The sequence below is a fragment of the Shewanella sp. MR-4 genome (assembly GCF_000014685.1).
In the GTDB taxonomy this organism is placed as follows: domain Bacteria; phylum Pseudomonadota; class Gammaproteobacteria; order Enterobacterales; family Shewanellaceae; genus Shewanella.
In genome coordinates this window covers 977521-1003372 of the sequence record NC_008321.1, presented here as the reverse complement: position 1 = coordinate 1003372, position 25852 = coordinate 977521, and the positions used below count along the sequence as shown (strand labels likewise).

The following is a 25852-nucleotide window of genomic DNA, read 5'->3' as shown; positions in this document are numbered from 1 at the left end:
CTTATATTTAATCGATGAATTCTTCTGGCCAGCCGTACTGCTCAAGGTAGGTCTGCAGGTTTTTAGGCCGATATTTAGGGTCTTGATCCCAGCGGGTTTTCACCGAGCGATGCAGCAACACGGGCGCGACGTTAGGGTCAATTGTGCGCAAATAAGATTGCTTAATTCGGTAAAAACTGCGGCGCGAGTCGTGTAAAGTCGCCAAAGGATTGGGATGCAAACTCGCCGCTAGGTGCGGCTCTAAGCTCAAATTAAATCGCTCAGCCTCGGCCATCATCCACGCGAGCGCATTATCCGACAATAGCGAGCCATCCTTATCTGGCAGATAGCTGCCGCCAATATTGCTATGGGCACCGGCAAACCAGACCTGTTGCATATCCATATTGTCGCGCACTTGCCAAATCGTAGGTTCGAAGTCGCTGCGATGTTCGTCTATCGCTAAGGCATGGCGGGCAACCCGCACATTACGGCCAATCTTAGTGTCGTAAAACTCGTCTTTATCTTCGAATAAGCCGAGAAACGAAATCGGGATCCCCATGGCGCCCACCGTATCCCACACGCCAACAAACTTAATCTCCCGCGATTCGTGGCTGTGCTGTTGTCTAAATTCAACGGATTTATCGCCGCTTGGGGCAAAGGGCGCGCTGCTTTTTTTATAGTGGTCAAAGGCTTGTTGAATAAGCCTCGCATCGGGACGCTTGAGGATGCCGCAATTATTGATAAGGCCACATAAACAGCGCACTGTGTAAGCGCCTCGGCTAAAGCCAAACAGATAGATCTCATCACCGGGGGAATAGTTCTGCACTAAATAGCGGTAACCATCCATGATATTTTTGTGCAGCCCACGCCCCGTCGCGCCGCCAATGGCTTGATCGTAATAGGAGCCAACGCCCCAGTCGTAAAACACCTGCTGGGGTTTTCCATCGGCCGCCATAGGGCTGATGGCCCGCGCCAGACGCAGCACATTAGTGGGAAAATCCACCTTAAGGTCTTTCTCTGGCCGATTCCAAGTTCCGTCGGCACAAATCACAATACGTTTATTCATCGCATCATCCTTGAGTTACCCATGCTACTCACGCTAACGGCTATAGATAAAAACGCTAACCATAGTGACGCTAACGGATTTTACCGAGGAACAACAGCCCTAATGGGGTTTAAAGGGCGGCTCGCGGTGTAACCAATCCGCCTAAGCCGCACTGTTTAATAGTCGAATCCCGGCTGCGCTTTAATGCCTGCTTCGAAGGCATGTTTAATCGGCTGCACTTCGCTAACCGTATCCGCCAGTTCGATAATCGCGCGGTGGCAAGCACGGCCAGTGATAATCACATGCTGCATCGGCGGACGGTTTTTCAGCGCCGTGAGCACCCGCTCCACATCGAGGTAATGGTAACTCACCATATAGGTCAGTTCATCGAGCATCACACAATCAATACTTTCGTCTTGAAGCAAGGCTTCGGCGGCATCCCACGCCACGAGAGCGGCGGCAGTGTCCTTTTCTCTGTCTTGGGTTTCCCAGGTAAATCCGGTGCCCATCACATGAAATGCCACGCCCGCACCTTCAAGCAGATTACGCTCACCGCATTCCCATGTGCCCTTGATAAATTGCACTACCGCGGCTTTTTTGCCGTGACCCACTGCGCGGGCAACCGTGCCAAAACCTGAGGTCGACTTGCCTTTGCCATTGCCTGTGAGCACCAGCAGAATGCCTTTTTCTTCTTGGGCGGCGGCAATTTTAGCGTCCACACCCGCCTTCACTTTTTGCTGGCGCGCCTTATGGCGTTCAGCCTTGATTTGCGCTTGTTCGGTGTCGAGCTGTTTTTCGTTCTCTGCTGTCATGATCTTCTGTTCTTCCTACTGCTAATTCTTATGCATTTATAATGGACGCAAGTTTTTGCATATCGAGATGCTCGGCTAATACATCGGCCAAACGATCCAGCTGTTGCTCACGAATTTCATTGATATCAATCGTTTGAGCATTTTCCAACCCCGCCCAATTAAGGACTAGCTGACAGGCCTCAGGGCTGTCGAATAGCCCATGTAAATAGCTACCGAGCACTTGCCCGTCGTCACTTAAACAGCCATCGGCAAAAGACTTTTCTGCCTGTTGATCGCAAGCACTCTCACTTTTCAAGCGTAATGGCGCACTCTTGGCGGCATCACTGGACGTGAGATATTGGGACTCACCGCAGTGGATCTCATAGCCCTTCACCTCCACTTGTTGCCCTTGCAGTGCTAAATGGCCTGTGACCCTACGTAGCTGTTTTTCAGCTTTAAATTCGGTGGTAATGGGTAAATATCCGAGCCCTTGGCTCACACCGAGCGTGTCTTCGATCCCCATGGGATCGGCAATGCGTTCGCCCAACATTTGATAGCCGCCGCAGATCCCCAGTAGCTTACCGCCGTAGCGCAAATGCTTGGCAATCTGCTTATCCCAACCCTGCTCGCGCAAAAAAGCCAAGTCCGCACGGACATTTTTACTGCCGGGTAAAATCAGCAGATCGGCGGCAATCTCCTGCGTCTGTGCTGTGGCCTGAGTCTGGAGCGACACATAATCAAAATCGATATCGGGGTGCAACCTAAGTGGGTCAAAATCCGTGTGATTACTGGTGCGGGGATACACTAATACCCGCACCTTAAAACGGCTTTTTGCCTGCTTAGTGGGCGACTCGATAAGTGCATCCTCGGCGTCTAAATGCAAATCATGCAAATAGGGCAACACCCCCAACACAGGCTTTTGCGTATGGGCCTCGAGCCAATCGAGGCCAGACTGCAACAGGCTAATATCGCCACGAAAGCGATTGATCACAAAGCCTTTTACCCTAGCCTGCTCGGAGGGCGACAGCAGTGCTAAGGTGCCCACCAAATGGGCAAATACCCCGCCTTTATCTATGTCGGCAATGATGATCACCGGGCAATCGACCGCCTCGGCAAAGCCCATATTGGCGATATCCCCTTCACGCAGATTGATTTCCGCAGGGCTTCCCGCCCCTTCAACCACAATCGTTTGGTATTGCTGACCTAAACGCGCAAAGGATTCCAGCACGGCATTTAGCGCCATGGCTTTATAATCCTTAGACTTTTCCCCGAAAAAGGCCGAGGCCTCTAGGGTGGTTAAGGCTTTGCCGTGGACTATGATCTGCGCGCCCGTGTCCGAACTTGGCTTAAGCAGGATGGGATTAAAATCCGTGTGCGGCGCGAGAAAACAGGCTGCGGCTTGCAGTGCCTGCGCGCGGCCAATCTCGCCGCCATCAATGGTCACTGCGCTATTGAGCGCCATATTCTGCGGTTTAAAAGGCGCGACCTTCACGCCCTGCCTGGCCAGCAATCGACATATTCCCGCCACCAGCGTACTTTTGCCCGCATCCGAGGTTGTCCCCTGCACCATAAGCACTTTTGCACCTGAATGCTGAGCTTCGCTTTGACTTGCAACACCTTGAAACTGGTTTTGCGACAAGGCCGAAGTGGAGTTGGAGGCGTTATTTGAATTCATGGGCAAGAACATCACTCAACAGAGGAAAATAAACTAACGGGGAAACGGTTCGCTCCCTCACTAAGAATGCGTTGATAACACTCTGTCTTAGCTGGATTTAAGCACCAGTGGCAGACCCGCCACCACTAAGGTCACATTATCCGCCACCTCGGCAACGGCCTGATTTAACCAACCTGCCTCATCGACAAACTGACGACTCAATTCGCCCAAGGGCACAATGCCAGAGCCGACCTCATTGCTGATTAAAATCACTACGCCCTCAAGGGTGCTTAAGGTCTGGATAAAATCGGCGCGTTGCTGCCGCCAGTGTTCTAAAGGCTCATGGCGAGAACTGGCAAAATCCAAGGCAAAGTCCGATTCCGTTGAGGCGGGCTCGGCCTCGGGGCTTTGTGCAAGTAGTTGATTGGTGAGCCAAAGCGTTAAACAATCCACCAAAATCACTCGGCCGGGTTTGGCTAAGTGTTTGAGCTTGGCGGTTAATGCCAAGGGTTCTTCGACGAGTTGCCAGTCGATATCATCCTTGGCACGTCCATCCTGATGTAAACGAATGCGACTGCTCATTTCGGCATCGAGCGCCTGTGCAGTCGCCAGATAGCAGGCATCAAATCCGAGGGCGGTATACTGGCGCACTAAGGCTTCGCCGTAGCGGCTCTTACCGCTACGCGCGCCGCCTAGCACTAAATGGATCACAGTATGCTACCCACAACGAGCAGCACGAAGTAACAGACGATTTCGCAGATCTGTTGCGCCGCGCCTAAGGTATCACCCGTGTAGCCACCGATTTGGCGTCTAAAGATCACCACAATCAAACGGCGTAGGCCAATCATCACCAGTAACAACGACAACGCGGCAATGCCCTTAAGCACCAACAGCACTAACACACCGCTGGCGATCAAAATAAACAGTTCATTAATACCTTGATGCTGCGCTAACGGCTTGGATTTACTGGATTCATCGTCGCGCACGTATTTCTCGGTAAAGATAAGGCTGGCGGCAACGACACGGCTCACAGTGTGGGCGACTATCATCGCCGAGCCTGCAACCACAGGATCATAAAGCGCGAGTTCCACTAATAATTGCCACTTGAGCATCAGCACGAGCATCAAAGCCAAGGCGCCGTAGCTGCCTAGGCGAGAGTCTTTCATGATCCGCAGCTTGTCTTCCGCCGTCCAACCGCCACCGAAACCATCGAAGGTATCGGCTAAACCGTCCTCGTGAAAACCGCCCGTGAGCAGCACGCCTGTGACCATCGACAGCAGTACAGACACGCCGGCGGGCAACCAGTTTTGGGTAAGCCAAAACACGATGGCACTGAGTAGCCCCACCAGCAGACCCACTAACCCAAAGTAACGGCTGGCTTTATTGAGTTTGTCGGCATCGACCTCAACCCATTTGGGCATAGGAATGCGGGTAAAATAGCCCATGGCCACTAAAAACAAATCTATCTCTTTGTGCCAGCTTTCGCGTTCTGACATAAAGCATCCTTAGTGAATTAACACTTGCTGCAAGGTTTAAGATTAAAACGGTTAGCTAAAAGTTATTATTTTAAATAAGACACTTAGCAGGGCACATCATACAACAGCCTCAATCCCGGCATCACTAAAACTCGCCATTTGATTGTAAAAATTTACTGCGGCTTGAATTAACGGTAATGCCAAGGCAGCGCCCGTGCCTTCGCCTAATCTCAGCCCCAAAGATAACAATGGTTTAGCCTTTAAATGTTCCAACATCCGCTGATGACCTTGCTCCTCGGAGCGGTGGGCAAAAATCAAATAATCCCGCACATGGGCATTGATAGTCACGGCAACCAAAGCCGCCGCGGTTGCAATAAAACCATCCACCACGACCAGCATCTTGCGCTCGGCGGCGGCGAGCATGGCCCCCGTCATTTGCACAATTTCAAAGCCGCCCAAACAGGCCAGCACTTGCTTTGGCCCTGTCATCGCACTCTGATGTAACAGCAGTGCGAGTTCGATAAGCATCTGTTTACGCTCTAAGGTTTCGCTACTGATCCCCGTGCCACGGCCAACACAGTCGGCCACATCGAGTTGCATGATGGCCGCCATAATCGCCGCAGCGGAAGAGGTGTTGCCTATGCCCATCTCGCCAAAGGCGACCAAGTTACAACCCGCTTGGTGGTGGCGCTCGATTAACGCCTGCGCCATGGCAAAGCCCTTGTCCACACAAGCTAAACTCATCGCTGGCTCTAAGTGAATTGCGCCAGTGCCGGCGCCAAGGCGTTGGTCTATAATGCCTTCGACACCCTCAACCGGGGTTAAAATACCGCAATCAATCACTTCGAGATTGAAGCCTAGTTGGCGACAAAACACATTGATAGCCGCGCCGCCATGGGCAAAGTTTTGCACCATTTGCCGCGTGACTTCGCTCGGGGCTATCGACACGCCTTCGGCGGCAATCCCATGATCCCCAGCAAACACCAACATGGTTGGGTTCACTATCTCTAATTGCTTAGGCCCTTGAATGCGGGCAATTTGCAGCGCCAAGGGTTCTAACAACCCCAGAGCGCCCGGCGGCTTAGTCTTCAGATCGATCTTTTGTTGAATAAACTGATCCTGCGCTCGACTCGCAGGCTCGATTTGAAATAACAGGGTAGATTGAGACATTCACGCTCCAGTGGCAATTTAGGCTCCCATGTGGAGCCGCTACTCATAACTTATTGGCTAATACGCTCGCAGCTATTCATTTACAACTATTCGTTCGCAACGATTTGTTCGCAACGATGCGTTCGCAACTACAATTCTAGAACAACCACTACGACGCATTCGGCAGCGATTTGCTATACGCACTAAGTACGAATTTGGCTCATTCGAGTTGGGCAATTTCTCTTTCAACAATCACTTATCGAACAATTGCTTATCAACATCAGCGTGCAAACAACTAATTCGATAGCTTGCGCCGACGCAAAATCAGCAAAAAGAAGAAGCTACCAATCGCGGCAGTAATAATCCCTACGGGTAATTCCTGATTGCCAAGCAAACATCGGGCGAGCACATCTATCCACACCATAAACAGGCCGCCCACCAGCCCCGTCAATAAGATGGGCTGACGACCGGGGAATAACAAACGTACTGTGTGCGGGATCATCAAGCCGACAAAGCCAATGCCGCCACAGGTCGCCACTAAAATGGCGGTGATAAGCGAGCAGAGCAGCAGCATATTGAGGCGCAGCTTAGGCACATTCACCCCTAAGGTATGGGCCGTTTCATCCCCCGCCTGCAACGCCATGATTTGGCGCTTCCAACCGAGAATAATCAAAAAGCTCACCAGCACCACTAAGGACGGCAGCACCAACAGCGACCAACTGGCCTTAGCAAAACTGCCAAGGCTCCAAAACAATACCGATGCGGTGGCCTGCGGGCTGGCAAAGTACAGCAGTAAACTGGTTAACGCGCCAAACATAAAGGAGGTGGCTACGCCAGAGAGCAACATCCGCTCTACCTGGCTCTTAAGGCCTAACCCTGCTAACGCCAGCACGATTAGCACCGACAGACTGGCACCAATAAAGGCGCCAAAGGGTAAGCTCAACCAGAGCAGCCCCGCAAAGCTGCCCGAACCGCTAAAAATCCCTGAGTTGGCAATGGCGCCCCCATTGCCAAACAGGCCAGAACTGGTAAACAGGGTCAGCATGACCACGGCACCAAAGGAGGCGCCGGAGCTAATGCCGAACAGATAAGGATCGGCAAGGGGGTTACGGGTCACGGTTTGCAGCACGCTCCCCGCCAAAGACAGCCCTGCCCCCGCCACAAAGGCGAGTAAAATCCGTGGCAGTCGCAGCTCCATCACAATCCGCTCTGTCATGCTGCTGGAGCTCACGGCCTCATCAGCCATAAACAGCTGACTAAGTTTATTGATAAACACATGCAGCACATCTAAAAAGCTAATGTTTGCCGCGCCAAAACTCGCGGCAGCGATGGGGGTGAGCAGGGCAAAGCCCGCCAAGCCTAAAATCAGCCATTGCTGGCGGGTGAGCGGCGTAAAAATGTGGCTAAAAAAATTCATGGTCACCAATTTGAGTGTGTCTATCATGGCGTGGGTTCAACGCTATGCTTGTGCAAGGCCGCGTTAGGCGCCCCGGGGTTATGACAGGCGCAGGCCACAGGAGGTAACGCTTGAGCCGAAACTGGGTGGGAGTCACTCGCTGCGTCCGCAGTATCGCTCTTAGGCTTTTGATAACCATAAAAGTAATTAATCAAGGGGTTACCATGCTGTGGATGGGGCGTCACTTGGGCGCATACTCCAAACACTTCGGCGATACGTTCTTCGGTTAACACCTGAGCCGGCGTGCCCATGGCACTCACCAGCCCTTTATCCAGTAGCAATAAGTGGTCGCACAGGGCGCTGGCTAAATTCAGGTCATGAATCGAGGCGATGACGCTGATCCCAAGGCTTCGCACTAGCTCTAAGATTTGAATTTGATAGCGGATATCGAGGTGATTTGTCGGCTCATCTAAAATCAATAACTGCGGCTGCTGCACTATGGCACGGGCGATCAGGGCGCGCTGCTTCTCACCGCCCGATAATCGATCGTATTGCTGATGCACTTTATGACTCAGGCCGACCTTGTCCAGCGCCTTGGCAATCTTGTCACTGTCTTCGCTGGAATGGCTATCAAACATCCCCTTATGGGGCGTGAGTCCCATGGCAACCAATTGCTCTGTGGTCATATCGAAATATTGCGGCGTATCCTGCTGCACCACCGCCACTTTACAGGCAAACGCCTTGGGCGACAGTTCGCTAATATCCTGCGAAAACAGGCTGATATGCCCTTTAGCAGGGCGAATAAAGCGGTATAAACAGCGCAGCAAACTGGATTTACCCGCGCCATTGGGGCCAATCAGCCCGAGCATTTCCCCCTTCGGCAGGGCAAAGCTTATCTCCGAGAGAATGGTTTTTCCCTCAATCGCCCAGCTCAATTGGCTCACTTGAAGTGCCATATTGGCGGAAGTCGCAGCGGGCGCTAAGGGCGCAAGGCTCGATGTGGAATGCATCACTAACGATTGCTCCCACATGGATATTGATTGGTGTTATTTGTGCCTGCCGCCGCTTGGGCCAACAGGGCGAAACTCATTAATGTCATCTTCTGCTCCCTCGAGTTACCCGCTCGAGAACTAAGGCTGCACGCAGCGAAAACAGAAATAGGCAGGTATCCTGACTCGTAGGTAAGAAGCAAAATGCTTCGACTACTCACAGTTGCGGGTACAGTTCGGGCTACTGACGGGCAGCTCCCCGATTCCCTATTATGTTTGGGTTATCCGGCGCGCTTAAATACTGTTGCCTTTAAGCAATAGCACTCAATCGCACAAAATTCCTAACACCTATTTCTGCGACCTTTGAGCTTAACGTACTGGGTTCGTTATCTGGCTCAAACGTCAGGGAAAAGCATTATCCTATATCTTGCTCATTAGGCAATGCTGTTTAAATCAGAAAATTTTCATCATACCGATGGCAGATGCGTTTAAGCTACTCACAGTGGCCCGAGGGCCAGTCTAAACGCCAGTATCTTTTACCTTGCTCATCCTCGAGGACATTAATCGTCACCACCGCCGCCACGGGTAAGGCGAGCTGACTGTAAAAACCTAAGGTTTTCACCGCCCCAAGCGCCCTTGACATCAAATGGCGAATAACCCCGCCGTGGGTCACTACCCAGATATTGGCCGCGGGTGCATTGGCATTAAACTCGCCGTGGGCCTGTTCATCATCCATCGCCAGCAGGGCAAACTCTTTATCGAGGATTTGTTCTATCGCCCCATCGACTCGGGCTTCGAAACTTGCCATGGCTTCGCCATTGGGCGGCGTCACCTCCCAGGGATTCTGCCAATAGGCCGCCATCCGCTCGCCGTCGCGTTGATATAAGTCATCGAGCAGGCAACCATCCCAATCGCCGAAGGCTATTTCCTGTAACTCCTCCAGCAAGTTGACCTTCAGCGGCAAAGGCGCGGGCGCATCTAAACTCATGCCCACGGACGCACTCGAATGCAGCTCAGCCGCAAAGGCCTTGGCAAACTCGGCGCAGCGCCTTGAGGTCGAGCTATAAATGCCGTGGCACACAGTCGCCTGCGCCTCCACCGCCGCCGACATCTGCCGCCAGCCCTTGTCGCTCAGTGGCACATCGACTCGGCCACGTAAAATCGCCCCGCCCTCGCATTCTCCATGGCGTAACAGTAATAACCTGAGCTGCTTCATCTGATCTTTCCTTTTATCGTTTTTATCTGGGTTATCTCGCCTATGCTATACCAACTTTAGCCTTGCCCTGACAATCCGATGTCGCGTATTATGGACGTCTATACGTATAAATGTCCAAAACATAACGAACGACATTCAATAATAAAATGCAATTTGTCACCCGATTGCGTACTTTGGACTCAACTTAGCTGTAGTAAAGGTAATCATTTTATGGCGATATCTCTCCATCGAGCCAGCCAAACACTGGCAGACATTCGCAACCAGTTGTCAAAGCGCATTCTGATTTTAGACGGCGCTATGGGCACTATGATCCAAGGCTACAAGCTGGAAGAAGCCGATTACCGTGGCGAGCGTTTCAAGGATTGGCATACCGACGTTAAGGGCAATAACGATTTGTTAGTGCTCACGCAGCCACACATCATCAAACAAATTCACATCGACTACCTATTAGCCGGTTCCGATATTATTGAAACCAACACCTTTAACGCCACCACTATCGCCATGGCCGACTACGACATGCAGTCACTGTCCGCCGAAATTAACCGTGAAGGTGCGCGCCTCGCCCGTGAGGCCTGTGACGAAATCGAAAAGGCCACGGGGAAACCCCGTTATGTTGCCGGTGTGTTAGGGCCCACTAACCGCACTTGCTCTATCAGTCCCGATGTTAACGATCCCGGATATCGCAATATCCACTTCGATGAGTTAGTAACCGCTTACTGCGAATCGACCCGCGCCTTAATTGAGGGCGGCGCCGATATCATTATGGTCGAGACCATCTTCGATACCTTAAACGCTAAGGCCGCCTTATTTGCTATCGAAACCGTGTTCGATGAACTCTTTGGGGCAAATTCGCCAGCACGTTTGCCTGTAATGATCTCTGGCACTATTACCGATGCCTCGGGCCGAACCCTGACCGGACAAACCACCGAAGCCTTTTATAACTCCCTTCGCCATATCAAGCCCTTGTCCATCGGCCTTAACTGTGCCCTCGGCCCTAAGGAGCTGCGCCCTTACGTCGAAGAACTGTCTCGCATCGCCGAATGTTATGTCTCGGCGCACCCTAACGCGGGTCTACCAAACGAGTTTGGCGGTTACGATGAAACCCCAGAGGATATGGCGAGCGTTATCCAAGAATGGGCCCGTGAAGGCATGCTCAACATTATCGGCGGCTGCTGTGGTAGCACGCCCGAGCATATTAAAGTCATTCGCGAAGCCGTGGAGCCGTTTGCGCCACGGGTATTACCCGAGATCCCAGTCGCCTGCCGTTTATCGGGTTTGGAACCGCTCACTATCGACGCCCAAACCCTGTTTGTGAACGTGGGCGAACGTACCAACGTGACTGGCTCAGCCAAGTTTTTAAAACTGATCAAAGAAGGCAAGTTCGAGCAGGCGCTCGATGTCGCCCGTGAACAGGTAGAAAGCGGCGCGCAGATCATCGACATCAACATGGACGAAGGCATGCTCGATGGTGTGGAGGTAATGCATAAGTTCTTAAATCTTATCGCCTCTGAGCCGGATATCAGCCGTGTGCCGATTATGATCGACTCCTCAAAGTGGGAGGTGATTGAAGCGGGCCTCAAATGTATTCAAGGCAAGGGAATCGTCAACTCTATCTCCTTGAAGGAAGGCGAAGAAAAGTTTATCGAGCAGGCAACCCTAGTGAAACGCTACGGCGCCGCGGCCATTATTATGGCGTTCGACGAGCAAGGTCAGGCCGACACTAAGGCGCGCAAAGTCGAGATCTGTACCCGCGCCTATCGCGTGCTGGTCGATAAGGTCGGCTTTCCGCCCGAAGACATTATCTTCGACCCAAATATTTTCGCCATTGCCACGGGTATCGATGAGCACGATAACTATGCCGTCGATTTTATTGAAGCCATTAAAGAGATTAAGGCCACCCTGCCCCACGCGATGATTTCGGGCGGTGTGTCGAACGTGTCGTTCTCCTTCCGCGGTAACAACCCAGTGCGTGAGGCGATTCACGCGGTGTTCCTGTACCACGCGATTAAAGTCGGCATGGACATGGGTATCGTCAACGCGGGCCAATTAGCGATTTACGATGATATCGACCCCGAGCTTAAGGATAAGGTCGAGAACGTCGTGCTCAACCTGCCTTGCCCAGTGGAAGGCTCAAACAATACCGAGCAATTGCTTGAGATTGCTGAAAAATTCCGTGGCGATGGCTCAAGTGCCGCCAAGAAAGAAGACTTAGAATGGCGCTCATGGCCAGTTAATCAACGTCTCGCCCATGCGCTGGTCAAAGGCATCACCGAATTTATCGACGAAGATACTGAAGCGGCTCGCCAACTCGCCTCTCGTCCGCTGGATGTGATTGAAGGCCCGCTGATGGACGGTATGAATATCGTCGGCGACCTGTTTGGCTCGGGCAAAATGTTCCTGCCACAGGTGGTGAAGTCGGCGCGGGTGATGAAAAAGGCTGTGGCCTACCTCAATCCCTTTATCGAGCAAGAGAAGGTAGAAGGCCAATCTAACGGCAGAATTTTGATGGTCACGGTTAAGGGCGATGTGCACGATATCGGCAAGAATATTGTCGGCGTGGTGCTCGCCTGTAACGGCTTTGAGGTATTCGATTTAGGCGTGATGGTGTCGGTGGAGCGCATTCTCGAGGCAGTGAAAGAGCACAATATCGACATTATCGGCATGTCTGGGCTTATCACCCCAAGCCTCGATGAGATGGTGCACAATGTGAAAACCTTCCACCGTGAAGGCCTCACCATTCCAGCGATTATCGGCGGCGCCACCTGCTCGAAAATCCATACTGCGGTGAAGATTGCGCCCCATTATCCCCATGGCGCGATTTACATTGCCGACGCCTCCCGCGCCGTGCCTATGGTCAGCAAGCTAGTCAGCAATGAAACTCGCCAAGCGACGATCGATGAGACCTACGCCGAATACGAAGAGATGCGTGTTAAGCGTTTATCGCAAACCAAGCGTAAGGAAATTGTCTCGCTGGAGGCTGCCCGCGAAAATCGCTGCCAGCACGACTGGGCAAACTACACCCCGTTCAAGCCTAACGTACTGGGTCGCCAAGTATTTGAAGACTATCCATTAACCGATTTAGTCGACCGTATCGACTGGACGCCGTTCTTCCGCGCTTGGGAGCTGCACGGCCATTACCCCGAGATCTTAACCGACAACGTAGTGGGGGTTGAGGCGCAGAAACTGTTCGCCGATGGTCAGGCGATGCTTAAAAAAATCATTGATGAAAAATGGCTCACCGCCAAGGGCGTGATTGGGTTATTCCCCGCCAATACCGTCGGCTTCGATGATATTGAGCTCTATACCGACGAGACTCGCACCGAGGTCGAAATGACCACCCATCACCTGCGGATGCAGCTTGAGCGTGTGGGTAACGATAACTTCTGTCTGGCCGACTTTGTGGCGCCAAAAGACAGCGGCGTAGCCGACTATATGGGCGGCTTTGCCGTGACCGCAGGCCATGGTATCGATGAGCATATCGCCCGCTTTGAGGCCAACCACGATGACTACAATGCCATTATGCTCAAGTGTTTAGCCGACCGTTTAGCCGAAGCCTTTGCCGAGCGGATGCACGAGCGCGTGCGTAAGGAATTCTGGGGTTATGCCGCCGATGAGCAGCTCGATAATGAAGCCTTAATTCGTGAGAAATACAAAGGGATCCGCCCCGCACCGGGTTACCCCGCTTGCCCGGATCACACCGAAAAAGGCCTGTTGTGGGAACTGTTAAAGCCGAATGAAACCATCGACTTAAACATTACTGAAAGTTACGCCATGTTCCCGACCGCCGCAGTATCCGGCTGGTACTTTGCCCACCCGAAATCTCGCTACTTTGGCGTGACCAATATTGGCCGCGATCAGGTGGAGGATTACGCGAAGCGTAAGGGGATGACAGTCGCAGAGACGGAGAAGTGGCTAGCGCCAGTGTTGGATTATGATCCTGAATAATCAGGATCTTTATTACGCTAACGCGGTATGAGATCTAAGATCGGTCTTGCGACCGAAAAGGTCGTGGGGCTTCACCCCACACCCGACCAAGGAGGACTGCTCGTCCTATCCTCCTTGGATTCTCCAAGACGCCCCTAGCGAAGTTACATGCATTGATTAGTGGCTTCGTGCTTATTCGAAAATAGCTAACGCTTCCGATGGGGCGTCCCTTCCCCCCGAAAGCTACGCAGACGTCCTGTCTGCGTCACGCGATTTTCTTCAACGCCCTTCAGCAACTTCGCAGGGGATCGGTGAACGTCTGCAGCATTAGAGTTAACTTTTCGCATTCAAAAGCTATGCATGTCCTGTCTCTTAGCGCCGGTAAGATGTCAATCCAAAAAAAAGTCTTTCATATCATTGACCCAATTAGGTACTTTACGATTCACATCTAATTCGCAGTATTTTTTTGCGAATTTAACCTTCATTCCAATCTGATCGAAAAATTCATCTAGAGAAGCTAATTCAGAGATTCTGAAGTCAAATGCAACTCCAGAAACAAGTTCATTTTCAAAGCCAATGCAACTATCAACAACTTTTTCAAGAAGCCCTTTGTGACCTGTAGAGCAGTAATATTCCAGCACTTCTTTAAATATTTCTGAATTTAAAACATTTTCAATTTCTGTAGGTGGGAAATGGGAATTATCAGATGCTTTTAAAAGCTCAACAGCTTTGGTCAAACTGTTTATTTGCATTCTCCTTAATCTAAGATTCTTCATCGAATCCTTTGCAGAATAACCCTCGAATTTTTTATCTGTATCAAGAAGAAAGTAAACTTTACCTTTAATATCGCTTCGTTCATCCTCTAGCGCTAAATATATATATTCATAAACTTTTTTAACATACTTACTTCCACCAACAGAAAGAATGTTAAAACCTTCACCTTCCAAGAAATGATTTAAATATATTTTATCTGAAGCGCCTTCACAAATAATCCATCGTTTATTACTACGAGTAATTGACGATATAACAGACTGAACAAAGTCATTAACACTTTTAAGCTCAATATTACTGGGCATTTTGCCTTGAGTTTCATTACGTATTAATCTGACATCCTCTCTGAATCTTGATAAGTTAATCAAAAAAGAAACTCTATTATCTTCCGAGTCCGCAATATAAACAGCATTACCAGACGATACTGATGGGAAAAATCCGTACCAATGAGTTGAGATAAGTGTTTGTACTCGATTTTTTGATATTTCTTCTAATTTTTCAAACTGCTCAAAACAAGCTGAAGTATGAAGAGATACCTCTGGCTCATCCATAGCAATAACAACCGTTTTATTGTGTAAATCTCTTCCTGAATTTAAAATAAATGCTCTAGCTAAATCAATAATTGCTTTGCGTTTCTCGCCTGAACTAAAATTATAAATCGGAGTAAGTTCAGAGTTAGACCTTAAATTTAGAACTTTTGACTCAAAATATGTCTCGATTATTTTTGATGTTAGATGAGTCAAATTGAATAAAGTCTGCCTTTTAGCAGGTTTTTTATATTCATATTTTTCTAAATAGATCTCTACTTTTCTAAGAAACTCATCTAAACCACTGTTTATATCTTTAATAACCCCTTCATCAATACAATCTTTAATTATTGAATCAACAGAAGTCCCCATTAAAGATTGAATAGTTTTTCCTTCTATTTTTGTATAAGTATCATAATCTATTTCTGATGGTGTATAAATATACTCGAACTCATCCTTTACGTATGAATAAATCTCATCCAAAACAGAGCTTAAATCAACATTATGTTCATTAAGCAAATCATCAGAGAATGATTGTATTGAGTCAAAAACACCTAATGTCAGCTCAGTATTACTACTAGATATCTTTTTAATTCCACAAGGAAATAAAAAATACTCATCATCACACTTTGAATTGTGTAATTTCAAGGCATTAATCTGCTTAACTAATTGAGCAACAATGTGCTTATGGGTATTGTGCACATCACCTTCTTCAACCTGCCACATTATATCGCTAACTGTTGATAAGTACTTATAAACGTTTCTATTTTTATTTATTTTAGCCTTTTCAACAATGAAGATAGGACAAATATTTGGCTCTCTATCAAACCCACTTTTAATAATAGAGTGGTTATAATTCCATTCTGACATTGGTCTATTAAAAAAAGTATCTAAAGCCTCTAATATAGAGCTTTTACCAACTCCATTATCACCAATGAATGCAGTAAAATAATCACCAGTTGAAATAGGAACGTAATTCCAACCTCGATATATTTTAAAATTCCGCAAAAAAATTGAAAATATCAAAGTAACTCCTTTTTTTAAAAATAGGAAGCAGAATTAAACCCGCCAAAATCAACTGCTAATTTAATGAGTATAACTTTATTGTGGCAGTACCAATTCCCCTGAATCGTACGCTCTATCAAATTCTGCTTTGGCATCGGCTTTATGGTTTAGGCAGTTGACCATATGTTCATCTGACTTATAGTTTTTGCAGTCTTCGGGGACGATATAGTATTTGCGCCATGCTTCGGCTTTACGTATGCGTGCCGCTTCGTTTTGTTGTGCTATTCGTCGTTGTTCCGCAGCCTGTTGTATTGCAATTTGTTGCTGTTGGTATTCAGCAAGCTGGCGCTCTTTTACAGCTTGTTGACGCGCTTTTTCTCGTTGTTGTTGCTGTAGCGCGATTTCGTTTATTTCTTGCTTAACCCTATATTCGACGTAGCTTAGATAGCCAATTCGAACTAACAAAGTAACCAAGCTCGCTAGCAAGATCCCTAAGGTAATCTGGAGTACTAGTTTCATCGCTGCACACACAATCCTAACTAAACTGAGCCCAATGCTTTATCTGTAGCAGTTACTAACTCGGTAATAAATCGAATACACTTATCCACTTCATCGCGCTTAATAATCTGAGGGGTTCCTATTTCGACCTGTGCACGATGAACCGCATCTCCACGCTTTTTTAGCCAAGAATTAAGGGTTTCTCTGGCTTGTTTAGGGATATAATTCGACCATTTCCAATGCTCTGTAACATCAATCCCAAAAAACTCTTCAAAAATTTGCTTAGTTTTAGCGGAGTCAGGGTTATGAAACATTTTCAAGCGGGTAGAAAACTGCTGCTCCATAAAGTTTCCAATTTGGCACCCTTTTAATGCTCCAAACTTGTTGTTGAAAAGTTCTGTAGCAACATCTTCTACATAGGTTTCCCAAGCGGTCATAGTCATGATCAAAGCGGCTCTTTTTAATGCACCTAATGCTTGTGATTCCTGTTTTACATTTAGTTCGTCGTAGCATTCGATCAAAGCTCTTGCATCATTGATTGCACGCTTAAATGTATTTAGAGCAACAGACATTTTATTCCTTAGCTAAATAGTAGTCATACAAGTAACAATATGAATTTTAATAAAGTTTTTTAAATAAACACTAATACCAAGAGTTACGCCAATACCCTGCGAAGTTGCTGAAGGGCGTTGAAGGAAATCGCGTGAGCTAGGCATGGATACCGAGTTAGCTTTCGGACTCTCTGTTTAACATCAAGAGGACGCCCCATCGGAAGCGTTAGCGATTTCGAATAAGCGCTAGGCCACTAACTAAATGCATGTAACTTCGCTAGGGGCGTCTTGGAGCATCCAAGGAGGATAGGACGAGCAGTCCTCCTTGGTCGGCTCTTGTTTAAAAATCAGGGGTGAAGCCCCACGACCTTAAACTTTTATCGGCCGACAGGCCGCAAAAACAAAAGTTTTCCCATGGCTACCGCACTTGGCTAACGGTCATTAGCCAATCATGGTAAGGGCTGGATTGTTCAGGAGGCGTTTCTAGCGAAATAAAGATACATCTTCCTGATGCAAATGAACTGAACCGAGGTCACGATTAAGTTTCATCCTTGTTAAAAACCTAAGATAACGTTCTGTTTAATATCTGTCTACCACTTTCACATTACAAATTAATTAGTTAAGTAATGACTAATCTTGGTATTTTGCTTTTAAAAATATGCATACAACTCCAAAGCCAAAGGAGTTCACCTCCCCTGCGAAGTTGCTGAAGGGCGTTGAAGGAAATCACGTGACGCAGACAGGACGTCTGCGTAGCTTTCGGGGGGAAGGGTCGCCCCATCGGAAGCGTTAGTGATTTTCGAATAAGCACGAAGCCACTAACCAATGCATGTAACTTCGCTAGGGGCGTCTTGGAGCATCCAAGGAGGATAGGACGAGCAGTCCTCCTTGGTCGACTCTTGTTTAAAAATCAGGGGGAAGCCCCACGACCTTGATACATCTCGACCGCTAGGCCGTAATCACCCCATAATTCATCAAGTCACAAAGCATCAACTTCAATTGTTAAGTATTTAATTATGCTTTAAACGCCTAAAAAACAACGTAATCAATAGCATCAACAATGTGAAATCCATAATCCCACCACCGCCTTCGGATGATTTTTCAGGTTCACCAGTATCATTAACGATAAATGTCACATCAAACGTCAACTCTGCACCTGAAGGGTCTGTTGCGGTGACCGTCATCAAGTATTGACCTTTAGTCTTAACTGCACCGTGGAATATTCCATCCTCACTAGCTATTAATCCATTAGGTACATTCTTATATGTATAAGTCACAGCCTCTCTATCAGGATCGACGACAATTCCTGAAAGCACACCGTAATACTGTTGATCCTTTTCAAGATACTGAATACCAATCTCCGCAGTTAACATAGGAGCATCGTTAACGTTAGTCGGTGTAATATAAAAGATCTCTGTAGATAATGGAGGAATATTCACTCTCACTTGAATGGGACTGGCTGGTGTTGGATCAATTAAATTTTTTGAGGCAAACATATCTTCATTAGTAAAAGTCCCACGAATATATTCACCATCCCAAATCAATCTTTCATGTAAATATTCAGTTTGAAAACCGGTAACCACAAGGTTGTTTCCATTTAGAAAATGCTTCTTAATATTTATCGCCAAAGGAACATCTTGAACAGCTGGAATAGAGCCTTTAGGTAAACCACCTTTATATATAAGAGGGTTAGGGTTAGAGAGGGTAAACGTTGTAATATTAGGTGACATTAAGTTAACGAAAAAACCTTTCTTGTCATCAGTGAGCTGAAACCAACCATCTGCAATAGCATACACCTGGGAAGACTTATAAAAATACTTTTCTTCATCATCAAACACATAAGAATTTCTTCCAGAGCGTTCAATAAAATAATTTTCACTCTTTAAATAAATAGCTTCTTTGGGATAACTAACACTATTCTTCATTTTTGACAGAACAAATTTATTATCATCTGGTGAGTATTGATAATGCAGAAGCATATCACTACCTACTATAAGCTCTTTCCCATCATTAATTGTATATATGGTTTTAACACCACTAAATTTAGTCGAGTCAACTCTTTCAGGGATAACTATTTCTTGAAAAACCACAAAATCATTAATATCAGATTGCCATTTAAGGACATACAACTTAGGCTCTACCTTCGTTTCATTAATCCCGACCCTTTCTGGATAGAAGATAATTTCATCACGACCCTCTAATCGATATAACTTGTAGGTACTATTTGATATGAGTGATTTATCAGCTAAGATTTTTTTTCGCTCGCAAGAATCTATCTCACCATTTCCACTTAAATTACAAACACTGTAATCGTAACTGACTTTTCCACTCAGAGTATCATCATGATTTGGATGCAAAGCAACAATGGTATTATTATTTACAAATTCAATCTGTTCTACATATGAACCGTACTGACCTGAACTAGATGAAAATTCTACTTCTTGAGACAATGATAACTCATTGCCTTCAAGAGTAAATCTAACTAATTTTCTAGCTCCATCATAATTTGACTCAGATAAAGCGTAATAGTTTTTATTATATTCACCTATAGGTTCCACATTAATATAACCAACGAGATCTGATGCTATACCAAAACTGGCAGAGCTAATATAATCCACCCCATTATTATCAACATTATACTTCCATAAATAAATTCTTTTATCAGCAGAAAACTCATCACTAGCAGTACCAGATATTAATATTTCGTTGTTAGCTTCAGAGAAAGCCACCTTTAAGGATGATTTAGGCAGGTTATTTTCATACGTCTTATCAATTGAATAAGGACTTTCAACCGCTATAGCTGATACTGAAATAATAGATAAAATAACTAATACACTTCTATACATACAGATACCTCTCCTAACATCAGTATAATTACTAGTTGAACAACATAAATCATAAGTAACAGGTCGCAGGAGAATTTTAAGTATCTAAGTTAAGAACATGATACATCTTCCTGATGCAAGTGAACTGAACCGAGGTCACGATTAAGTTTCATCCTTGTTAAAAACCTAAGATAACGTTCTGTTTAATATCTGTCTACCACTTTCACATTACAAATTAATTAGTTAAGTGATGACTAATGTTGATATTTTGCTTTTAAAAATATGCATACAACTCCAAAGCCAAAGGAGTTCACCTCCCCTGCGAAGTTGCTGAAGGGCGTTGAAGGAAATCGCGTAACGCAGACAGGACGTCTGCGTAGCTTTCGGGGGGAAGGGACGCCCCATCGGAAGCATTAGTGATTTTCGAATAAGCACGAAGCCACTAACCAATGCATGTAACTTCGCTAGGGCGTCTTGGAGCATCCAAGGAGGATAGGACGAGCAGTCCTCCTTGGTCGGGTGTGGGGTGAAGCCCCACGACTTTGATTCACCTCGGCCGTAAGGCCGCAATTAACAGTTAACAGCAATATCATCGAGTGTAGGGTGAAACCCGACGACTTTCTCGGCCATTAGGCCGCATCCCAAAATTCCCTTTTGCAATTCGGCAACCCCTAACCTTGTAGGTACTTCCCAAAGAAATCCAAGGTTCTTGCCCATGCGAGCTCGGCGGTTGGCTCATCGTAGCGTGCGGTGGAATCGTTATGGAAACCATGATTCACATTGGGATAGAGGTAGGCAATATACTCGGCCTTGTTAGCCTTTAATTGGGTTTCGTACTCGGCCCAAGTGTCGTTAATCCGTTGATCTAACGCGGCAAATTGCAACATCAGCGGGCCAGTGACTCGGCTGCGTAGCTCTGTTGCCGCGGGTGTGCCATAAAAAGGCACGCCAGCAGCGAGTTCATCGGGAATGCTGGCGGCGAGCATATTGACTATGTAGCCACCAAAGCAGAAACCGACGGCGCCGAGTTTGCCATTACTCTGTGGATGCGCCTTGAGAAAGCGCGCGGCGGCGATAAAGTCCTGCTCGATTTTGGCTCTGTCGAGACTGGCTTGCATGGCGCGGCCCGCATCGTCATTACCGGGATAGCCGCCGAGACTGTAAAGCGCATCGGGAGCGAAGGCGATATAGCCTTTGGCCGCTAAGCGGCGGGCCACATCTTCGATATAGGGATTCAGGCCACGGTTTTCATGCACCACTAACACCACGGCGGCTTTTTTAGTGGGGTCCAAGGTCTTAGGATCGCCCGCCTCTTTGCCGGGAATAAGCATGGAAGCTGGCATCACTAAATAGCCGCGCCCTTCTCCATACCCTTCGGGGGAGGGAAACTTCACATAACTGGCTTGAATGCTGGGATCGTTAAAGGAGACTTGTTCGGCTAAGGCATAGTTGGGCATGAGTGCGCCAGTGAGCGTTGTCATGGTAAACCCCAGTGCCACAAGGCCGGCGAGGCGAGCCATAAACTCGCGGCGGTCGATGATGCCGTGGGCATATTCATCGTACCAATCAAAGGCCTCCTGCGGGATAGGTTGAGCAGCTGGCGCGTTATTGTCGGACTTGGGTTGTGGGCTCATCGTTCTTTCTCCATTGAACAAGCTACCACAGGTTTATCATTCCTAGCTTGTGAGTTATCTAGCGGCGTTAACAAGAGTAAAGGATGAAGCCTTATCAGGGCAATCGGCTTTCTCACCTTATACCACTATTCATCATGCAAACTTACGACTGATCTTGCCCCCAGATTGGCATGAGCTTTTTATTCCCTAAGGGATTTTTTGTGTATAATGTCGCCAATTTTTAGATTAATAGATTTACATTTCAACAACATAAGTTGCCAATGGAGTTCAAATGGCTATAGGGATATGCAGGGTAATTTGTACCAGTCTCACGCTCACCTTGGGATTAACGGCGTGCGATAGCGCTGGCTCCAATAAATCGGGGGGCATCCCCACCGCACGCGAATATCAGGTGATTTCGACCCTCAGCATCAATGATGGTATCGAAACCCAAAAGCACATGCAGGGGCGCGTGCTACTGAATTACCAGTTGCAGGATGCTCAGGGTAAAGCGACTAGCTTAACTACACCCTTAACCAATAATGCCCACTTCTTCGTTCAGCCGAGCCTGATGCAATTAAGCGATCACGGCCTGCCTATTCCGATCAGTAATATCGATCCGAAAAACAGTGGCAAAGAACTCACCTCCATCATTCAAGCGGGCTTTAATCTCGAGCTGAAAAATGGTGACAACAATCGGCTTACCCCGGTTACCCAGATAGAAGAAAAGGATATCGCCGAGCTGTTTAACCGCTGGACGAGCCTTAAATCCCTACTTGAGCAATCGCCTACCCTGCCCGTGCAGCTTGAGCCCCGCGTAGGTTATAGCACCAGCGCCCCCATGGATGAGCGGTTAATCTGGACGGTTGAGCAAGTGAGCGACGATAGCTTGCTGGCCGTGTTGCAGACTAAACAGCAACAGGGCGAAAACAGTCATCTTAAGGTCTACGGCAAGTTCGAGCTTAACCGTAAAACCGGTTGGTTAGAGAGCATGGCGCTGTTTAAACAGGATGAACAGCGGGGGAAAACCTTTGTCCAGCGCATCATTATGGCACCTAAGGATCGCCCCGATGTGATGAGCCTGCTTTGGTATGCCGATGACAACTACGATGCCGAGCGGGATATAGATGATAAGCAAAAAGAGCTTTATCCCATCAGCGATGTGCCGCGGGAATACAAGCCTATCGACAAGGCATTTATCCAATCCTTATTAGCTGATCACCAAGGGATTATTGATAATATTGGCGACTGGGGCAGCGATACTCCCGAGGAGATCCAACTGCGCTTTGTGCATGCCATGAGTCCGCAATATGTGGTCGGCAATATGCGCTATGAGGACATCACCGCCTTTGATGAGAGCGGAAAAGCGTTAGATCTCGACTTCTGGCAACACAGCACGGGGGCGGCGGTCAATTTCAGCCGCAACATTGAGTCGTCGACCAACATTATCGCCACGGGGTGGGATAACACCGCCGATAAACTCAAGCGGATAAGTTATATCAACGCTAAGCTCACCTTAGTTCCCGAGGCGAATAGCATCATCGATAAATCCTGGGACGAACTGCTCGCTACGCCCTATACCTTTGGCGATGCCAGCCTCACGATTCAGCCCCTAGATGCCAACGCTAAGCTATTTAAAGTAGTCATCAAGCAGAGCGACAGCCACAAGATCCACCTCGGTCTTCAGCAGTTAACAGGCAAAATGGCCTATGCCAGCCCCGAATCAGAATATCCTAAGTGGCTCACCCTGACCGATAAAGAACTGCTAACGGAATTGACCAGTGCCAATGATAGTCATCCGCTGACCACCAAGGCACTGCTGCTTAAGTTAGACGAAATCCCAAAAAGCCTAGTGCTAGTAACGAGTCAACCCCAACCTGAGCTCAGCCAAAGCAAGCAGATCCGTTTTGTTCCCGAAGCCGAGTACAACCAAAATCTTGCCAACCCCCTGAGCGAGTTTGGCAGCGTCAGCATAGGTGACTCCTTCTCGGATAAATTGGCAGAGGCAAAGCCTGAAATCAGTGCGGTGAAGGATATAAAAACGGCAACTGAAAATGGCCACAACTTGTATATCCCCATGTCCGCCGCGTTAGCGACGGCCTGTAAGCCCGAAATAGCACAAGGCTTTAATGAAGGCACACAGACTGTGGCTTGGCAGTTTGTGCCCAATGGGCCCGAAGGCGCGGCTTACCATTTGATGACACCCGACCGCGTGCGCCAGTACTTCTACGATAAGCGCATTCAAGGCACTATCCATTGCAAAGGCGATATCCACTGGCAAAACTTGCCGCAATCTATCACCGAGCGCCCTTGGTTAATCGATTTGCAAACCTGGCTGACCGATACGGGGTATGGCAAGGAGCCGAGTAAAGATTTACCCAATTACATCAGAGTCGAGAATGCTCAAGGCAAGCCATTAACGATTCGTTTGCCCGAAGAGACAGAGTATAGGATTGATGAGGTGCTGTTAGATGGCCGCTATTTAAGTGTCACAGGCGCCGCCGCTAAGGTGAGTTATATGACTATCTCCCAAGAAGCCGTCGATATTCCCTATGAATTCACCTTTAAACCTTTGCCTTAAGGAGCGGTTATGCGTCCATTTACTGTAAAACTGCTCCTAGGAGCGCTCGCCCTCATCAGTACCCATGCCAATGCGGAAAAGGTATTACTCGATGCCAATTGGAATGTCATCAAGGATGAGAAAAAAGCTCTGTACTATTTTGAGCAACCCGTTGATCAGACTGATGGTTACTACAAGATCGAGGTTTACTACAAAGAAAAGAATAGGCTTTTCTGCTCAACGGCCATCGCCGATAAAAATATTGGTAAGGCACTCACTAGCGAGCAATTTCGCGGGCCTTATCAATGTCACTTCGACGATGGAACCCCCTACGAACAGGGCTTTCGTAACGCGCAAGGTCAGCTCGATGGAGTCATCAAAAAGTACATTGCCACAGGTCAGTTATATACAGAGTCGCACTATGAAAATGGTGTAAAACAAGGCCAAGAAACGGGTTATTGGAATGGCGGCAATATCCGCAACAAAACCACCTATAAAGATGGCCAAGCCGTCGGCATCAGCGAAAATTTTAGTCCCGAAGGTGAAGTCACCGCCAAAATCTGCCATGACCCCACCTGCGTCAGCCAATATTTTAATCTAGGTAAACTCAACCGAGAGGAACATAAGGTTGATGGGCTACTGCAAGGCACAGAGACCACTTGGGGGCTAAATGGGCAAGTCATCTCGACCCAAGAGTGGTTTAAAGATAAAAAACACGGCGACTATTTTAGCTATTTTGACAATGGCAAGGTGGAGCACCACTTCCAGTATCAACAGAATTATAAGGTCGGTGAGCAGCTCACTTATTTTGAAAATGGTCAGCTCAAATTAAAGGAAGTCACCAACGATAAGGGCGATGTCATCCAGTCCATCGAATACGATGATAAGGGTGAGATTAAACGCACCGCCGACAGCAAATACCAAGGTAATCGCTGGGTTTATCGCAAACAGCAGCGCTATCGCGACGGTCAATTGATTGAGACTCAAGAAGAGGACAAACTCAAAAACGGGTCGCTCTCTGAAACCTTCAAACAAGGCTTGTTAATAGAGCGTCAGGAACTACTCAATAAGCAATTGAATGGCTTACAAATCAAATCCTTCGACTACAACGATGTCATCACCCTCACCCGTGAATATTATCAGGCGGGTAAGCGTGAAGGCGCCTATGAGACGGTGAAAATTGAGCCTGCCACGGGCAAAAGTCAGCTGGTAGAGCAAGGTCAGTATGCCAAGGATAAACAAGCAGGCACTTGGAAGAAATATCAGGACGACGCCACCATCACCTATAGCCACGATGATAATGGCCAGCTCCACGGTGAATACCTCAACAAGACCAACTCAGGGCAGTTGCTTGAATCCATGCACTTTAAACATGGCAAACCCGATAGTTTAGTCCAGCGTTACGCCAGTAATGGCCAAGTGTATGAAAAAGGCGAATACCTTAATGAACTGCGCCAAGGCGATTGGGTATTCACCGATAACGAATTCCAATATCGCCCAAGGCCGAATCCAGAAAGACGCTCTTGGCATGGTCGCTTCGACAAGGGTAAGCAAGTCGGCCACTGGGAACTGCGTACAGTCGAGGATTATGTGCTTGAAATTGCTAACTATGACGACCAAGGTAACTTGCATGGTAAGCAATACCAGTTTGAGAATAATGGCTCGATACAGGTGATTAATCATTACAATCACGGCCAGTTTTTAAATCAGGAAACACCGCCGCCCGTCTTACCCGTTGAAGATAGCGTGTTTCCTTTTTATTGACGAAAGCATGTGGCGTTAAGCTGTTTAGCTTAACGCCAATCGCGTAAACTAACTCGCCGTGCACTCGGCCAAAGTGCACAGCATCAACATAGTGTAAACGTTAGGATTCTTATACTGGCC

At 47.8% G+C, this 25852-nt stretch carries 17 protein-coding genes and 1 riboswitch; of the genes, 3 read left to right on the top strand and 14 right to left on the bottom strand.

The window, feature by feature from the left end; translation table 11 throughout:
- Nucleotides 1–7: 7 nt before the first annotated feature.
- The 9 genes from SHEWMR4_RS04400 to SHEWMR4_RS04360 form a co-directional block, all read right to left on the bottom strand.
- Nucleotides 8–1045 (bottom strand): DUF2235 domain-containing protein, encoded by a 1038-nt coding sequence (locus SHEWMR4_RS04400; RefSeq protein ID WP_011621642.1) that lies wholly within the window; start codon nucleotides 1043–1045, stop codon nucleotides 8–10.
- Between the two features lie 155 nt (nucleotides 1046–1200).
- Nucleotides 1201–1836, bottom strand: coding sequence for a cob(I)yrinic acid a,c-diamide adenosyltransferase (cobO, locus tag SHEWMR4_RS04395; protein ID WP_011621641.1), 636 nt, complete (start codon nucleotides 1834–1836; stop codon nucleotides 1201–1203).
- 28 nt (nucleotides 1837–1864) lie between these two features.
- Nucleotides 1865–3490, bottom strand: coding sequence for a cobyric acid synthase (locus SHEWMR4_RS04390; protein WP_011621640.1), 1626 nt, complete (start codon nucleotides 3488–3490; stop codon nucleotides 1865–1867).
- Between the two features lie 87 nt (nucleotides 3491–3577).
- On the bottom strand, nucleotides 3578–4180 hold the full coding sequence (cobU, locus tag SHEWMR4_RS04385; protein ID WP_011621639.1) for a bifunctional adenosylcobinamide kinase/adenosylcobinamide-phosphate guanylyltransferase: 603 nt from the start codon (nucleotides 4178–4180) through the stop codon (nucleotides 3578–3580).
- On the bottom strand, nucleotides 4177–4965 hold the full coding sequence (locus SHEWMR4_RS04380; RefSeq protein WP_011621638.1) for an adenosylcobinamide-GDP ribazoletransferase: 789 nt from the start codon (nucleotides 4963–4965) through the stop codon (nucleotides 4177–4179). Before SHEWMR4_RS04380 ends, cobU begins: the two co-directional genes overlap by 4 nt.
- 96 nt (nucleotides 4966–5061) lie before the next feature.
- Nucleotides 5062–6114, bottom strand: a complete 1053-nt coding sequence (gene cobT, locus SHEWMR4_RS04375; RefSeq protein WP_011621637.1) for a nicotinate-nucleotide--dimethylbenzimidazole phosphoribosyltransferase — start codon at nucleotides 6112–6114, stop codon at nucleotides 5062–5064.
- 274 nt (nucleotides 6115–6388) lie between these two features.
- Nucleotides 6389–7537 (bottom strand): FecCD family ABC transporter permease, encoded by a 1149-nt coding sequence (locus tag SHEWMR4_RS04370; protein WP_011621636.1) that lies wholly within the window; start codon nucleotides 7535–7537, stop codon nucleotides 6389–6391.
- Nucleotides 7534–8499, bottom strand: a complete 966-nt coding sequence (locus SHEWMR4_RS04365) for an ABC transporter ATP-binding protein (protein WP_011621635.1) — start codon at nucleotides 8497–8499, stop codon at nucleotides 7534–7536. Before SHEWMR4_RS04365 ends, SHEWMR4_RS04370 begins: the two co-directional genes overlap by 4 nt.
- A 132-nt stretch (nucleotides 8500–8631) precedes the next feature.
- Nucleotides 8632–8791, bottom strand: a riboswitch (cobalamin riboswitch).
- Between the two features lie 180 nt (nucleotides 8792–8971).
- The gene (locus SHEWMR4_RS04360; protein WP_011621634.1) at nucleotides 8972–9694 is read right to left on the bottom strand and encodes a histidine phosphatase family protein; all 723 of its coding nucleotides are present in this window, start codon (nucleotides 9692–9694) and stop codon (nucleotides 8972–8974) included.
- 210 nt (nucleotides 9695–9904) lie between these two features.
- Here SHEWMR4_RS04360 and metH point away from each other — a divergent pair, with 210 nt between their 5' ends.
- Nucleotides 9905–13639 carry a methionine synthase gene (gene metH, locus SHEWMR4_RS04355; protein WP_011621633.1) on the top strand — a complete coding sequence of 1245 codons (3735 nt, stop codon included), beginning with the start codon at nucleotides 9905–9907 and terminating at the stop codon, nucleotides 13637–13639.
- Between the two features lie 368 nt (nucleotides 13640–14007).
- On the opposite strand, the gene SHEWMR4_RS04350 is transcribed toward metH, so the two are convergent.
- The 5 genes from SHEWMR4_RS04350 to SHEWMR4_RS04325 all read right to left on the bottom strand — a co-directional run bounded on the left by SHEWMR4_RS04350 (nucleotide 14008) and on the right by SHEWMR4_RS04325 (nucleotide 21429).
- Nucleotides 14008–15942, bottom strand: coding sequence for an AAA family ATPase (locus SHEWMR4_RS04350; protein ID WP_011621632.1), 1935 nt, complete (start codon nucleotides 15940–15942; stop codon nucleotides 14008–14010).
- Nucleotides 15943–16017: 75 nt separating this feature from the next.
- Entirely contained in the window at nucleotides 16018–16440 is a 423-nt protein-coding gene (locus SHEWMR4_RS04345; RefSeq protein ID WP_011621631.1) for a hypothetical protein, read from the bottom strand.
- Between the two features lie 20 nt (nucleotides 16441–16460).
- Nucleotides 16461–16991 (bottom strand): HEPN domain-containing protein, encoded by a 531-nt coding sequence (locus SHEWMR4_RS04340; protein ID WP_011621630.1) that lies wholly within the window; start codon nucleotides 16989–16991, stop codon nucleotides 16461–16463.
- A gap of 989 nt (nucleotides 16992–17980) precedes the next feature.
- Complete coding sequence (locus SHEWMR4_RS04335) at nucleotides 17981–19816, bottom strand: putative Ig domain-containing protein (RefSeq protein WP_011621629.1); 1836 nt, start codon at nucleotides 19814–19816, stop codon at nucleotides 17981–17983.
- A gap of 650 nt (nucleotides 19817–20466) precedes the next feature.
- Nucleotides 20467–21429, bottom strand: coding sequence for a dienelactone hydrolase family protein (locus SHEWMR4_RS04325; RefSeq protein ID WP_011621628.1), 963 nt, complete (start codon nucleotides 21427–21429; stop codon nucleotides 20467–20469).
- Between the two features lie 271 nt (nucleotides 21430–21700).
- Between SHEWMR4_RS04325 and SHEWMR4_RS04320 the strand changes: the two genes are divergently transcribed.
- Together SHEWMR4_RS04320 and SHEWMR4_RS04315 are read left to right on the top strand one after the other, a co-directional pair.
- A complete protein-coding gene (locus SHEWMR4_RS04320) occupies nucleotides 21701–23989 on the top strand; it encodes a hypothetical protein (RefSeq protein WP_011621627.1) in 2289 nt (762 codons plus the stop codon).
- Nucleotides 23990–23998: 9 nt separating this feature from the next.
- Nucleotides 23999–25732, top strand: coding sequence for a toxin-antitoxin system YwqK family antitoxin (locus SHEWMR4_RS04315; RefSeq protein WP_011621626.1), 1734 nt, complete (start codon nucleotides 23999–24001; stop codon nucleotides 25730–25732).
- The last annotated feature ends 120 nt before the right edge of the window (nucleotides 25733–25852 follow it).